Raw genomic sequence first — 14617 nt, forward strand, 5'->3', positions numbered from 1 at the left:
CCCGCCTGAGAGTTCCATGCCCGATAAGGTCGTCACCCGTTTTGCCCCCTCGCCCACCGGCTATCTGCACATTGGCGGCGCGCGCACGGCGCTGTTCAACTGGCTGTACGCCAAGCACACGGGCGGCACGATGCTGCTGCGCATCGAGGATACCGACCGTGAGCGGTCGACGGATGCGGCGACGGCAGCCATTCTCGACGGACTTTCCTGGCTCGGACTCACCTGGGACGGCGCGCCTGTCTCGCAGTTCGAGCGCGCGCCGCGCCATCGCGAGGTGGCCGAGGAGCTGGTGCGCGTGGGCAAGGCCTATTACTGCTACGCGACGCCGGCGGAGCTGGAGGCGATGCGCGAGGCAGCGCGAGCCAAGGGGCTTCCGCCCCGCTATGATGGGCGCTGGCGCGACCGCGACCCGTCGGAGGCGCCGCCCGGCGCCAAGGGGGCGATCCGCATCAAGGCGCCGACAGACGGCGAGACGGTGGTGCATGACCGCGTCCAGGGCGACGTGCGCTTTCCCAACAAGGATCTCGACGATTTCATTATTCTGCGCTCGGACGGCAATCCCACCTACATGCATGCCGTCGTCGTCGACGATCACGACATGGGCATCACCCACATCATCCGCGGCGACGATCATTTGACCAACGCCGCACGCCAGACCGTAATCTATCAGGCCATGGGCTGGGAGGTGCCGTCGATGTCGCATATCCCGCTGATCCACGGTGCCGACGGCGCCAAGCTGTCGAAGCGGCACGGTGCGCTTGGCGTCGAAGCCTATCGCGCCATGGGCTACCTGCCGGAGGCGCTGCTCAACTATCTGGCGAGGCTTGGCTGGAGCCACGGCGACGATGAGATCATGTCGATCGCCGACATGATTACATGGTTCGACATTGGCGACGTCAACAAGGGCGCCGCCCGTTTCGACTTCGCCAAGCTCGAGGCGCTTAACGGCGTGCATATGCGCCGGATGAACGACGCGGCGCTGCTCGACATCTTCATCGCCACTCTGCCCTATCTAGAAGGCGGCCCGGCAATCGCCGCTCGCCTCGACGACAGACGCAGGGCGCAACTGCTTGCCGCGTTGCCGGGCCTGAAGGAGCGCGCCAAAACGCTGGTCGAACTTGTTGAAGGGGCTGCATTCCTTTTCGTCGAACGGCCGCTGCCGGTCGACGAGAAGGCGGCGGCGCTGCTCAGCGGTGAGGCGCGCGCGATCCTGCGGGGCGCTCATGCGGCACTAGCCACGGTTTCGGGGTGGTCTGCCGCCTCAGCCGAAGCCGCGATCCGCGACTATGCGCAGGCCGCCGGCCATAAACTCGGCGCCGTGGCCCAACCTTTGCGCGCCGCGCTCACCGGCAAAAGTACCTCGCCAGGTGTGTTTGATGTGCTTGCCGTGCTTGGCCGCGAGGAAAGCCTGGCGCGGATCGCTGATCAAATCGATTAGCAAACTGGCCCAAGAAGATTGGCATTGAAAGGTGTGTTTCGCAGTGCAACATTGGGTCTTGGCCTAATCTGCCGCGCAGATTCAATTGCGGGCGCAAATGTGCGTATTCCGATGCTTTTGACGTGTTGGGTTCAGATATTTTGCCTTTGCCGGCCTGAGGAAACAAAAAGGAGTTTGCTATGACCGAACCTGCGACAAAAATGGAATTTGGCGGCAAAACCCAGGCATCGACGGCCAAGCTGGAACTCGGCGGCAAAACCCATGAATTCAAGATACGAAGTGGTTCGGTAGGACCGGACGTCATCGACATCGGTTCGCTCTACAACACCGCCGGCGTCTTTACCTACGATCCCGGTTTTACGTCGACGGCGAGCTGCGAATCGGAAATCACCTTCATCGATGGCGGTGCTGGCATTCTTTTGCACCGCGGCTACCCGATCGACCAATTGGCCGAGCACGGCGACTTCCTCGAAGTCTGCTATCTCTTGCTCTATGGTGAACTCCCGACCAAGGCGCAGAAGGACGATTTCGACTACCGGGTGACGCGCCACACTATGGTGCATGAGCAGATGTCGCGCTTTTTCACCGGCTTCCGCCGTGATGCGCATCCGATGGCGGTGATGTGCGGCGTGGTCGGCGCGCTGTCGGCCTTCTATCACGATTCCACCGATATCTCGGACCCCTATCAACGCATGGTCGCGTCAATGCGGCTGATCGCCAAGATGCCGACGATCGCGGCGATGGCCTATAAATACCACATCGGCCAGCCATTCATTTACCCGAAGAACGAGCTGAATTTCGCAGCCAACTTCCTGCATATGTGCTTCGCCGTGCCTTGCGAGGAATACAAGATCAATCCGGTGCTGGCCCGCGCGATGGAGCGCATCTTCATCCTGCACGCCGATCACGAACAGAACGCCTCGACTTCGACCGTCCGCCTGGCCGGCTCGTCGGGCGCCAATCCTTTTGCCTGTATCGCTGCCGGCATCGCCTGCCTGTGGGGTCCCGCACATGGCGGCGCCAACGAGGCAGCCCTGAACATGCTGGGCGAGATCGGTCATGTCGATCACATCCCGGAATTCATTGCGCGCGCCAAGGATAAGAACGATCCGTTCCGATTGATGGGATTTGGCCACCGCGTTTACAAGAATTACGATCCGCGCGCCAAGATCATGCAGAAGACCGCGCACGAGGTCCTGGGCGAGCTCGGCATCAAGGACGATCCACTGCTCGACATCGCCATGGAGCTGGAAAGGATCGCACTGACCGATTCCTATTTCATCGAGAAGAAGCTCTATCCGAACGTCGATTTCTATTCCGGCATCACGCTGAAGGCGCTGGGCTTTCCCACCACCATGTTCACCGTGCTGTTCGCGGTCGCCCGCACCGTCGGCTGGATCGCGCAGTGGAAGGAGATGATCGAGGACCCGCACCAGAAGATCGGTCGCCCGCGCCAGCTCTATACCGGCGCGCCGGAACGAGACTACGTACCAATCGCGAAGCGGTGAATGGTGAATGGTGAATGGTGAATGGTGAATGGGAGTAGCGAAGCGTCGCTCCCTGTCCATAGAAACCACTATTCACAATTCACTATTCACAATTCACTCACTTCCTCACCATCCCCATCACCACACCCGCGGCAATCTCGCCTGACGGCTTGGCGGTTGCCATACGCCCGGCAATGTCGGCAAAACCGTGCTTCTGCCAGGTGCGGTAGGCGGTATCGGAGAACAGCGCTTCCAACTGCCGCGCCAGATAATGCGGCCGCACATATTGATTGTAGTGTTCCGGCACAACCGGCCGGTCGGCAATGAGATTGGGCAAGGCTGCGCTCCATACTTTGATCAGCGGCTGCGCCATGCGCATGACCGGATCGAGCCGGTAGCAGGAGATCATCGGCACACTCGCCAGTGCCAGTTCCAGCGATACCGTCCCCGACGCGATCAGCGCCGCATCGGCCTTGCCGAAGGCCTGCCATTTGCGTTCGGCATCAAGGATGACCTCCGGCTTCTCGTCCCAGCTCGCGACCGAGGTCCTGACCAGGTCGGCGACGTGCGGCACCGTCGGTAACAGCAGGCGCAAGCGGTGCCCGCGCGCCCGCAGGATCGACACCGTCTCGCCGAACGGCCCGACCATGCGTCGCACCTCACCACGACGCGAACCTGGCAGTACAAGCAACGTTTTGACGTGATCTGCGGACAGGTCACGCGGCTGCGCCTGCGCCCTGGCGGCACTGATTATGCCCGGATCGTGTGCAAGGCGATGCCCGACATAGGTGCCGGGCGGCCCGCCCAGGCGAGCGAGTTCCTTCACCTCGAACGGCAGGATGCAAAGAATGTGATCGACATATGGCTTCATCGCCGCCGCCCTGCCCGGCCGCCACGCCCACACGCTCGGGCAGACATAGTGGACGATCGGGATAGTCGGATCGGCGGCACGCACCTTCTTGGCGACGCGCAGCGAGAAATCCGGACTGTCGATGGTGATAAGGCAATCGGGCTTTTCACCGGCAATCGCGTTTGCCGGCTGGCCGATCCGCCGCATCAGGCGCGGCAGGTCGCGCAGGATGGCGCTAAGCCCCATCAGTGCGATCTCGCTGCCGTCGAACAATGGCGCCAGGCCGAGCGCCTGCAAATGGCGGCCGCCGATGCCGACAAGCCGAACTTCGCGCCCGGTCATGCGCTTGAGCGCCTGCAAAAGGTCGGCGCCAAGTAGGTCGCCGGACTCCTCGCCGGCGACGACGGCTATCTTCAACGGCCGCTCATTCGCCATGCGCCGGCTCCGTAGCAGGCAGGCCAATCACGAACAGGCCGAGCGCATTGGCACGTCCGATGGTGGCGGGACCTTCGAGCACCAGCGAGCGACCGGCTTCGACGGCAATGCCGGCCAGTCCGGCGGCATGCGCCGCCTCGACGGTCAGCGGGCCGATGGAGGGCAGATCGGCACGCAGTTCCTGACCGGGCTTGGCGCATTTGACCAGAACACCGCGGCTCCCGCCGGCCAGCCTGCCGTGCCCGCGCAACTCCCTTGTCCGCTCGAGCAGCCCGTCGGTGCCTTCGACGCCTTCCAACGCAATGGCGCGGCCGCCGACCGCAACAGCCGCTTGGCCGATATCCAGCGCGCCGATGGCTTTTGCCGCCGCGTGCGCCGCCTCGATGTCGCGCCAGTCGGATTTGCGTGGCGCCGCCTTGGTCAGCAGGCCTTCGGCGGCGACCAGCTCCGGCACGATCTCGTGAGCGCCGATGACCTTGATGCCGCTGCGCTCGATCCTGCGGACGAACAGTTTCAGCACCGTATCGTCCCCCCGGGTTACACCGACGAAGAGGCTGGGTAGCCACGCGAGCAGGCCCAAATTGAGGCGCATGGCGCTCAGCCTGGGGCGGCGCGTGATATGACCCGCGGTTACGAGATGCGTGACGTGGTGCCGCTTAAGGATCGGCAGCAGCGAGCCGACGTCTTCCAGCCTCAAGGTTGCCTGCTCGTAGGGCTCGAAATCGGCTATGCGATCGACCTCGCCGGCCGCCATCACGACGAAGGGCAATTTGCCTTGCCGGGCGAGCGCTCGGGCAATTTCGACCGGGAGACTGCCGCCGCCGGCGATGATGCCGACCTTGGCATCTGGCGCGAGATCAAGGCCTTTTCCGGCAGCCTCAATCTTCGTCATCTGCCCTCAGTCTTCATCATCGGTGTCGTCGCCGTCGCTACCCTTGAGGGACGGCACGGCGTAGTGCCGCTTGCCGCGACCGGCGATGAAGTCGACGATCTTCATGGCAGTCGGCGACGAGGCGAATTCCGCCTTGGCAAATTCGATGTTTTCGCCGACGGTCCGGGAGCGATCGAAGATCGTCTTGTAGGCTTTGCGCAGCAAGTGGATCTCCGAACGCGGCAGGCCGGCGCGCTTCAGGCCAATGATGTTGAGGCCGCGAAGGCTGGCACGGTTGCCAACGGCGATGGCGTAAGGAATGACGTCGCCGACGATCGCCGAGCAACCGCCGAGAAAGGCGTTATCGCCGATGCGGACAAACTGATGAACCGCGGTAAGGCCGCCGATGTAGACATTGTCACCGACTTCGCAATGCCCGCCTAACGTCGCTTGATTGGCGAAGGTGGCGTTCTTGCCGACCACGCAGTCATGGGCAATATGGGCATAGGCAAGGAAATTGCCGTTGTCGCCGATCGTCGTCTCGCCGCGGCTGGAATCGGTGCCGACATGCATGGTGACACCTTCGCGGATCGTGCAGTTCTCGCCGATCACCAGCGTGGTACGGCCGCCCTTGTGCTTGGTGTTCTGCGGCGGCCCGCCCAGTATCGCCATCGGATAGACCTTGGTCGATGCACCGATGGTGGTCGCGCCAATCACCGAGACATGGCTGACCAGTTCGACGCGGTCGCCGATCACGGCGTCGGGGCCGACGTGACAGAAGGGCCCGATGCGGGCGCCTTCGCCGATTTGGGCGCCTGCCTCGATGACCGAGGATGGATGGATGACTGTCTGGATTTTCATTAGCATTCGTTTGTCAGCCGCTTGCGACCATCATCGCCGAGATCTCGGCTTCCGCCGCCTTGGCGCCATCGACGAGGGCCTCGCAAGCGAATTTGAGAAGATTGCCGCGTTTCTTGATTTTCTTCACATGAATTTTCAGCTGGTCGCCTGGAACGACCGGCTTGCGGAACTTGGCATTGTCGATGGTCAGGAAATAAACCAGCGACGGCTTTTCCGTACCAAGGCTGCGGATGCAGATGGCGCCGGCCGTCTGCGCCATCGCCTCGATGATCAGCACGCCGGGCATGACCGGCTGGTCGGGGAAATGACCTTGGAAATGCGGCTCGTTTATGGTGACGTTCTTGATGCCGACGGCGGATTCGTCGCCATCTATGTCGACAATACGGTCGATCATCAAGAACGGATAGCGGTGCGGCAGGAGCTTCATCAGCCGCATTATGTCAACCGCTTCGAGCGTCGCCGCTGCGATGTCAGCCATTTCCCCCCTCACCCTGTTTGCGCGTCCGTGCAAGTCTGCGCAAGGCCGCTATCTCGCGCATGGCTTCCGCCATCGGCTGCGCCGGATATCCTCCCCAAATCTCACCGGCAGGCACATTGCTCATAAACCCGCTTCTTGCCGCAAGCTTGGCCCCGGACCCGATGGTCAAATGATCCGCAAGGCCGACACCGCCACCCATGGTGACGTTGTCGCCTACCGTCACGGAACCGGAAATACCCGAAAGCCCGGCTATAATGCAATTGCGGCCGATGCGAACGTTGTGCGCGATCTGCACCAGATTGTCGATCTTGGTGCCCTGGCCGATGATCGTGTCGGACATGGCGCCGCGATCGACGGTCGTATTCGACCCGATCTCGACGTCGTCCTGGATGATGACACGGCCGATCTGCGGAACCCGCTCCGGACCCTTGGCGCCGGCCACGAAACCGAAGCCATCCTGGCCGATCCTGGCACCGCCATGGATGATGACGCGATTGCCAATCAACGCATATTGCACGCTGGCACCTGGACCGACATAGCCGTCACGGCCAATCTGCGAGGACGGACCGATGACCGCATGCGGGGCAATGACGGTCCCGCTGCCGATGGCAGCGCGAGGTCCGATGATCGCACCCGCTTCGATGATCGCACCGGCCTCGACATGGGCGGTCGCATCGATATGGGCGTGCGGCGAGATACCGGTTTCGCCGGTCATCGGTCCAGGCGTTGCAGCGGCCGGAAAAAGCAGACGCCCGACCATTGCGAAGGCCTGCTGCGGGCGCGGATGCACCAGCACCGCGATGCCCGCCGGCGCCTTGCCGGCAAATTCGGCAGGGCAGAGAACCGCCGCCGCCCGCAGTGACTGCATCAGGGCGAAATTGCGCCTGCCATCGACGAAGACAAGGGCGTTCTCGCCGCCTTCGTTGGCGGGCGCCAGAGCCTCGATCGATACATCGAAGAGACCGGAATCAACAAGCGTCGAGCCGGTCAGATTCGCGACTTCGCCGGCCGTATACCGGCGTGAGGGCGCGAAGAACACCGGATCGGTCATTCCAGAAGCAATATCCAGCTAGCGCATGACCCCGAAATCGGAAATCGACCCTCGGAAAGGATCATGCGCAAATCAAAATGCTACAACGTCCTTTGCGCGTCCGATAGGACGCGCTGCGCTGTAGTGTCGGATCACTGCCATCCGGATCCAAACGAGCCGGAAGCATCATTGCCCGCACATCAGAAGCGGGTCGATATGCCGAAGTTGAATTCCTGCACGTCGTCGGTCTTTTCCTTCTTGACCGGGATCGCATAGTCGATGCGGATCGGGCCGAAAGGCGATGCCCACATCAAACCGACACCGACGGAAGCGCGCCATTCCATGCCGGTTGTCGAAGAATTGACAAGGCCACTTGCGATTTTGCTGCCGTAGAGCGTTGCCGCATCGGCGAACACAGCGCCACGCAAACCGAAGCTTTCGGGGATGACCGGCAGCGGGAACTGAGCTTCCGCCGAGGCATTGAAGTAGGTGGTGCCGCCGAGATGGTCATTGCTGTTGTCCGAAGCAACCGGGCCGATGCCGCCGTATTCGAAACCGCGGATCATACGGTCGCTGCTCTGGAAATGGTCGAAGACGCGCAGATCGCCGTTGCCATAGCCTTGGACATGGCCGGCGCCGCCCGAAATGAGGCCCACCAGGTCCAATTGTTCGGACAGCGTCTGATAAATGCTGCCGCGCGCCGTGACCTTGATGAACTTGGCATCGCCGCCGACGCCAGCCACTTCGGTGCCGACATTGGCATAAATACCGTCATGCGGGTTCTTCATGTCGTCGATGGTATTGTAGATCAGGCCGAGGCTGACCGAGGACTTGAGCCATGGGCTCTCTTCAACGCCGTTTACGATCGCCTGGGAGACGTCGCAGGTGCCACCATTGATAACGGGAACGCAGCCCTCGTCGAACTCGTACTTCTCTTGCGCAATATTATAAGCCAGCTGCGTTGAGATATTGTCGGTGATCGGCAGACCGAAGCGAACGGTCGCGCCTGTCGTGTCGCTGTCGTAATGGTCGTAGTTTCGGCTCTGCTTGTAGATGTCGAAGCCGGCCGCGATGCGGCGTCCGAGGAAATAGGGTTCGGTGAAAGAGAAGCTGTAGTCGCGCGAGTTCTTGCCACCGCCCGCTGCCACCTTGATGAATTGGCCGCGACCGAGGAAGTTGCGCTCACTGACGGAACCTTCGACGGACGGACCTGACGTTTCACCGCCGCTCGAATAACCGGCGCCGACGGTGAACTCACCGGTCGATTTCTCGACCACATCCACCACCAGCACAACCTGATCCGGCTCAGAACCCGGAACGGTGGAAATTTCGACTTTTTCAAAATAATCGAGCGCTTCCAGCCGCCTCTTCGCGCGCTGGATGAGGACCTGATTGAAAGCGTCGCCTTCGCTGACATCGAACTCGCGGCGAATGACGTAGTCGCGCGTCCGATCGTTGCCGCGAATCTCGATGCGCTCGATATAGGCCTTGGTGCCCTGGTCGACCGTATAGACGACCGAGATCGTGTGGTTCTCGAAGTTGCGGTCGCCGCGCGGCGTCACCTGGGCGAAGGCATAGCCGGATCCAGCGACCTTTTCGGTCAAGGCGATGATCGTGTCCTCGACGTTCTTGGCGTTGTAGACATCGCCCTTGTGGGTCTCGACCACCGATTCAAGCGACTTGGCGTCGACCTCGGGGATCGTGCTTTCGACGCTGACATCCCCGAACGTATAACGCTCGCCCTCCTGCACCGTGATGGTGACGGTGTATTTGTTGGTTGTGTCGTCGAGTTCGCCGACAGCCGAGACGACCTGGAAGTCGGCATAGCCGTGATTATAATAGAAGCGGCGCAGCAGCTCCTGGTCGGCGCGCAGCTTGTCCTCGTCATAAACATCGTCGCGCAGCACGAACGACAGGAAGGACGAGCGCTTGGTGGAGATGATGTCCGACAGACGGCGGCTCGAATAGGCGCTGTTGCCGACGAAATTGATCGCGGCAATCTGGGTGCGGCCGCCTTCGTTGATGTTGAAGACCACGTTTACCCGGTTGTCGCCGAGATCCATGATCTGGGTGGTCACGGCGGCATCGTCGCGGCCGATACGCCGGTATGCGGCCTTGACCGCCTCGACATCGGCATCGAGTTGCTGTTGCGAGAAGGTGCCGCGCGGCTTCAATTGCACCGCGGCCTCAAGCGCGTTGTCCTTGAGCTTCTTGTTGCCCTGGAACAGCACCTGGTTGACGACCTGGTATTCGGACACCTTGATGACCAGCGTCGATCCGACCTGGTTGATCTGCACATCCGAAAACAGCCCGGTGCCAAACAGCGCCTTGACCGCATCGTCGATATCCGAACTGGAAAACGCCTTGCCGGGCTTGATCGTCACGTAATTGCGGATGGTGTCCGCGTCGACACGCTGATTGCCGGTGACTTCGACTCTGGAGACGACAGCCGCCTCGGCGGCCGATGTGGCAACGAACTGCACTGCGAGCGCGCCTGGTACAACCAGAGCGGCGGACATAGCCACCGCGGACGCGGCGCTCAAAAACTTGGATGCTGCCTTCATCGGGCTTTTGTACCTTTTCTCGAAGTCCCCACGGCGAGAAAACCGGACGTGCGGTAATTTCCCCTACCGTATTAACCGGATTTTCCCTACACGCAAGGCTTCTGGTTAATTTGTATTTACTTAACCCTGCGGCGTGGCTTTCGCGTCACGCATATCCCCACGCATGGTAAACGGCGTCTCAACATTGCTCGTGCCGAAGCCAAATTCCTTCATGATTTCAGCACCCAAACAGATCGTTCCAGAAAACAAAGCCCATGAACCCGAGCACCAATATGAGGCCGCTTCGGTAAGCCATTTCCATCATGCGTTCGGACACCGGCCGCCGGATGACAGCCTCCACGCCGTAGAACAGAAGATGCCCTCCGTCGAGGGGGGGAATCGGCAAAAGGTTGAGAATCCCTATCCCGACTGACAGGAATGCAACAAGCTGCACGAGCCATTCAAAGCCGAGCTTTGCCGCCTGACCCGACATCTTGGCGATCTTGATGGGGCCGCCCAGCTGGCACTTGTCCTCGCGACCGACAACGAAACGTTGCAGGAACTGGCCGGTACGCTGGATGACGTGTCCGGTTTCCTGGACCGCTGCCCCGACCGCCCCGGCCGGACTATAGGTGATCAGCCGCGGCTGGCCGAGTTCGTTGTTGTTGACGACGCCGATCACGGCCACCTGGACCTTGTTGCCCAGTGCGTCTTGTTGTTCCATCAAGCGCGGCGTCGCCGTGACGGTGATTTCCTTGCCGCCGCGTAGCATGACGAAGGTGATGCTGTCGCCGGCGCGGCCAGAGACCAGACGCTGGACGTCGGCGAAGGTCTCGACCTTGCTGCCGTCGACGCTGACGAATCGGTCGCCGGGCATGATGCCGGCCGCGGCGGCCGGACTGCCGACAGTGACCTCAGCCACCATCGGCTCCAGCACGGGCCGGCCATGGACGGAAAACAGCACGGCAAAGACGGCGATCGTCAGCAGGAAGTTGAACAGCGGCCCCGCCACGACGGTCGCCGCGCGCTTCCAGATCGGCTGCGTGTGGAAGGCCACCTTGCGTTCTTCGTCGCTCAGTGCCTCGATCTCCTCCGAGCTGGGCTGGCTCGACGTCGCGTTCATGTCGCCGACGAACTTGACGTAGCCGCCGAGCGGTATGGCGCAAAGCTTCCAGCGCGTGCCGCGGCTATCGTTGAAGCCGATGATCTCTGGGCCGAAACCGATGGAAAAGGCTTTTGCGCCGATACCGCACCAACGCCCGACGAGGTAATGGCCCATTTCGTGGACAAAAACGACCACGGTCAGCACGAACAGGAAAGGCACCAGCGTGCCGAGGACAAAGCCCTCTGTGCTGAAAACCGCGTGAAAAATCTCGTTCAATTCATGCCCTCAAATTCATCCACGGCACAGATCACGCCGCGACTGTGACATCAATCCAGGCGAATCCATGACGCAGCCCCGCGCCGGCCCACCGACGATGCCGTTCAAACCGGAAACAGCCCCTGTGCCGGATGGTCGGCGGTCGCGGAAATCCAGCCGATGACGTATAGGGCGAAAGCCGCCGCGACAAGCCCATCTACCCGATCCATGATGCCGCCATGGCCGGGTATCAGCGTGCCGGAATCTTTACGGCCGTGGCGTCGCTTGACCCATGATTCGAACAGGTCGCCGGCCTGCGCGACAATCGAAAGCACCAGTGCGACCACGCCAAGCACGACGAGGTTGCCCGTTCCGGCTACGGCGGCCAGAAGCAGCCCGGCCACTACGCCGCCGACCAACCCACCGAGCGCCCCGCTCCGCGTCTTGCCCGGCGAGATCGACGGCGCCAGCCTTGGACCACCGATGGAGCGGCCGACGAAATAGGCAAAGATATCGGTCGCCCAAACCACGGCGAATAGGAACAGAATGGCCAGCAGCCCTGAATGGTCGCCGTCACGCAAGAAGGCCAGCGACAAGCCGGACACGGCCGCATAGGCAAGGCCGGATACTTCCCACGGTCCTGCCCTGCGCATGGAAGAAGCGACGGCAGTGACAGCAACCAGAGCCGCGACGAGCGGCAGCAGCAAAGACGCAGGCAGGCCGGCGACGAGGGCACCAATAAAGACCACGATCAGCGCCTCGGGCAGAAAGCCGAGACCTGCCGTAGCACCAGCACCTGCCGGGGCAACGGGGCGGCTCATCCGCGTCCACTCGTAGAAGATGACCGCCGCCATGGCAGCGCAAAGCAACCGGAAGGACAGTCCGCCGAGCCAGGTCAGGGCAAGCGTGACGATGGCAAGCACGACGGCCGAAATGACCCGGAGTTGGAGGTTGCTCATTCCTCAGCCTGAGGCGACATCTTGGGCGGCAAGTCCGCCGAAGCGGCGCTCGCGGCCGGCGAAATCGCGCAGTGCATCGGACAGGTGCTCGCGACTGAAGTCGGGCCAGTAGCAAGGCAGGAAAACGAGTTCGCTATAGGCTGCCTGCCATAACAGAAAGTTGGACAGCCGAAGCTCGCCGCTGGTGCGGATGACCAGTTCCGGGTCCGGAATGCCCTCTGTATCGAGCGAGCTGGCAAAGGAATCGGCCGTGATCGCCTCGCTCTCGATCTCACCGCGCGCCACCGCCGCTGCGAGCTTGCGCGCGGTGCGCACGATCTCGTCGCGCCCGCCGTAATTGAAGGCAATGACCAGTGTCAGCGCCTCGTTGCTGAGAGTGAGCGTTTCGGCTTCCTCGAGCAGCCCCCTTATGTCGGGCTGCAGCCCCGCCCTGTCACCGATGACCCTGATCCGCACCCCACTCTGGTGCAGCTCGGCGAGGTCACGTCGGATGAAAAGCTTAAGCAGGCCCATGAGGTCGCTGACTTCGGATTTCGGCCGTGACCAGTTTTCCGACGAAAAAGCGTAGACGGTCAGGAAGGAGATGCCGAGGCCGGGTGCGGCGCGCACTGTCTTGCGCAGCGCCTCGACGCCGGCGCGGTGACCGGCCAGCCGCGGTAAGCCGCGCGCCTTGGCCCAGCGTCCGTTTCCGTCCATGATGATCGCGACATGCGCGGGCGTTGCCATATTCTCGCTTCCGGGCCAGGCGTGGCCAGACCCTAGACCTGCATGATTTCCGCTTCCTTGTCGGAAAGCAGGTGGTCGATGGTGCTGATTGTCTCGTCGGTCAGTTTCTGAACCTGGTCGGCCCGTTTGCGATGGTCGTCCTCACTGATGTCGCCGTCCTTTTCCGCCTTTTTCAGAAAGTCCATGCCGTCCCGGCGAACGTGGCGTGCGGCGACGCGGGCATTCTCGGCATAACCGTGCGAGATCTTGACCAGCTCCTTGCGGCGCTGTTCGTTGAGCTCGGGCAGCGGAATCCTGAGATTGGTACCGTCGACGATAGGATTGAAGCCGAGATTGGCTTCACGGATGGCGCGGTCGACTGCGCTGACCATCGACTTGTCCCAGACCGAAACCGAAATCATGCGCGGTTCCGGCACCGACACTGTTGCCACCTGGTTGATCGGCATGGTGGTGCCATAGGCCTGCACCTGCACGGCATCGAGCAGGTTGCTCGACGCGCGGCCGGTGCGCAGCGAAGCCAGATCATGCTTGAACGCGGCGATCGCCCCGTCCATGCGCCGTTTGAGATCGTCGTACTCGCCACTCATCATCGTCTCCTCGACCCGTTAACCCGGGTTCACTGCTTAGGCCCTGTTCGAGCCTCATCCGCAACCGGTCCCTTTCGGGTTCATGGTCCGGTCAATCGTCTGCGACAACCGTGCAACGGCCGCCGCCCCTCAGGATATCGCCGAAGCCACCCTTCTCGTGGATCGAATAGACGATTATCGGAATGTTGTTTTCGCGCGCAAGTGCAATCGCCGCCGTATCCATGATCGAAAGCCTGCGTTTGATGACTTCGTCATGGCTGATCCGCTCGAAACGTGTCGCATCCGGGTCCTTCTTGGGATCAGCCGAATAGACACCATCGACCTGGGTGCCCTTGAACAGAGCATCGGCGCCGATCTCGGCGGCGCGAAGGGCTGCAGCCGAATCGGTGGTGAAGAACGGATTGCCGGTGCCGCCGGCGAAGATGACGACCTTGCCCTGGTTCATGTAGGCGGTCGCCTGACGCTGCGAAAAACTTTCGCAAAGCTCGGGCATGGCGATCGCCGACAGCACCACGGCGTCGACGCCGATCTTGTTGAGCGAGGTGCGCAACGCCAGCGAATTGATAACCGTGGCAAGCATGCCCATATGGTCGCCGGTGACGCGGTCTCCGCCTTTTGACGCAACCGCGACGCCACGGAAGATGTTGCCGCCGCCTATGACGACACCGACTTCGATGCCCAATGCGCGGGCCTCGGCGATGTCGGCGGCGATGCGGTCGACCACCGATACGTCGATGCCGAAATGCTGCTCGCCCATCAACGCTTCGCCCGACGCTTTCAGCAAGACACGTCGGTAGAGGGGCTTCACCGTCATCTGGTCCTCGTCATCGTGCGTGTGACGCGTTTCGGTGCGCCCCGAAACACTGGGCGTTCCGATACACGAAGGGCGGCGCCGGGGGACGCCGCGCCCCGCCCCGCAGGGTGGTGAATGGGGCACGGTATACCGTAGCAACACCCCCCCCAAAAAAGTATGTTTTAAAAAAAAAAAACAG

13 protein-coding genes are annotated in these 14617 nt (G+C 61.9%); 2 read left to right on the forward strand and 11 right to left on the reverse strand.

What is annotated here, in order from left to right:
* Positions 1-16 precede the first annotated feature (16 nt).
* Positions 17-1438, forward strand: coding sequence for a glutamate--tRNA ligase (gltX, locus tag NKI41_RS26525; RefSeq protein ID WP_352502394.1), 1422 nt, complete (start codon positions 17-19; stop codon positions 1436-1438).
* A 179-nt stretch (positions 1439-1617) separates the two neighbouring features.
* The gene (gltA, locus tag NKI41_RS26530) at positions 1618-2946 is read left to right on the forward strand and encodes a citrate synthase (RefSeq protein ID WP_352685769.1); all 1329 of its coding nucleotides are present in this window, start codon (positions 1618-1620) and stop codon (positions 2944-2946) included.
* Positions 2947-3043: 97 nt separating this feature from the next.
* Here gltA and lpxB read toward each other — a convergent pair whose 3' ends face one another.
* The 11 genes from lpxB to pyrH form a co-directional block, all read right to left on the reverse strand.
* Complete coding sequence (lpxB, locus tag NKI41_RS26535; protein WP_352685771.1) at positions 3044-4210, reverse strand: lipid-A-disaccharide synthase; 1167 nt, start codon at positions 4208-4210, stop codon at positions 3044-3046.
* Positions 4200-5102, reverse strand: a complete 903-nt coding sequence (locus NKI41_RS26540) for an LpxI family protein (RefSeq protein WP_352685773.1) — start codon at positions 5100-5102, stop codon at positions 4200-4202. Before NKI41_RS26540 ends, lpxB begins: the two co-directional genes overlap by 11 nt.
* Before the next feature lie 6 nt (positions 5103-5108).
* The gene (lpxA, locus tag NKI41_RS26545) at positions 5109-5942 is read right to left on the reverse strand and encodes an acyl-ACP--UDP-N-acetylglucosamine O-acyltransferase (RefSeq protein ID WP_352474276.1); all 834 of its coding nucleotides are present in this window, start codon (positions 5940-5942) and stop codon (positions 5109-5111) included.
* 13 nt (positions 5943-5955) lie between these two features.
* Positions 5956-6420 (reverse strand): 3-hydroxyacyl-ACP dehydratase FabZ, encoded by a 465-nt coding sequence (gene fabZ, locus NKI41_RS26550; protein WP_352502391.1) that lies wholly within the window; start codon positions 6418-6420, stop codon positions 5956-5958.
* Positions 6413-7471 carry a UDP-3-O-(3-hydroxymyristoyl)glucosamine N-acyltransferase gene (lpxD, locus tag NKI41_RS26555; RefSeq protein ID WP_352474278.1) on the reverse strand — a complete coding sequence of 353 codons (1059 nt, stop codon included), beginning with the start codon at positions 7469-7471 and terminating at the stop codon, positions 6413-6415. The genes fabZ and lpxD overlap by 8 nt, the downstream gene beginning before the upstream one ends.
* 179 nt (positions 7472-7650) lie before the next feature.
* Positions 7651-10014, reverse strand: coding sequence for an outer membrane protein assembly factor BamA (bamA, locus tag NKI41_RS26560; protein WP_352474279.1), 2364 nt, complete (start codon positions 10012-10014; stop codon positions 7651-7653).
* Positions 10015-10231: 217 nt separating this feature from the next.
* Entirely contained in the window at positions 10232-11374 is a 1143-nt protein-coding gene (rseP, locus tag NKI41_RS26565; RefSeq protein WP_352685775.1) for an RIP metalloprotease RseP, read from the reverse strand.
* Between the two features lie 104 nt (positions 11375-11478).
* Positions 11479-12312, reverse strand: a complete 834-nt coding sequence (locus tag NKI41_RS26570) for a phosphatidate cytidylyltransferase (RefSeq protein WP_352685776.1) — start codon at positions 12310-12312, stop codon at positions 11479-11481.
* A gap of 3 nt (positions 12313-12315) precedes the next feature.
* Positions 12316-13038 (reverse strand): isoprenyl transferase, encoded by a 723-nt coding sequence (locus NKI41_RS26575; protein ID WP_023674936.1) that lies wholly within the window; start codon positions 13036-13038, stop codon positions 12316-12318.
* Positions 13039-13070: 32 nt separating this feature from the next.
* Entirely contained in the window at positions 13071-13625 is a 555-nt protein-coding gene (frr, locus tag NKI41_RS26580; protein ID WP_084640965.1) for a ribosome recycling factor, read from the reverse strand.
* Between the two features lie 91 nt (positions 13626-13716).
* Positions 13717-14439: a UMP kinase gene (pyrH, locus tag NKI41_RS26585; protein ID WP_352474282.1), complete on the reverse strand. Its 723-nt coding sequence runs from the start codon at positions 14437-14439 to the stop codon at positions 13717-13719.
* Positions 14440-14617 lie beyond the last annotated feature (178 nt).

The sequence above is a fragment of the Mesorhizobium sp. M0601 genome (assembly GCF_040320845.1).
Taxonomy (GTDB): domain Bacteria; phylum Pseudomonadota; class Alphaproteobacteria; order Rhizobiales; family Rhizobiaceae; genus Mesorhizobium.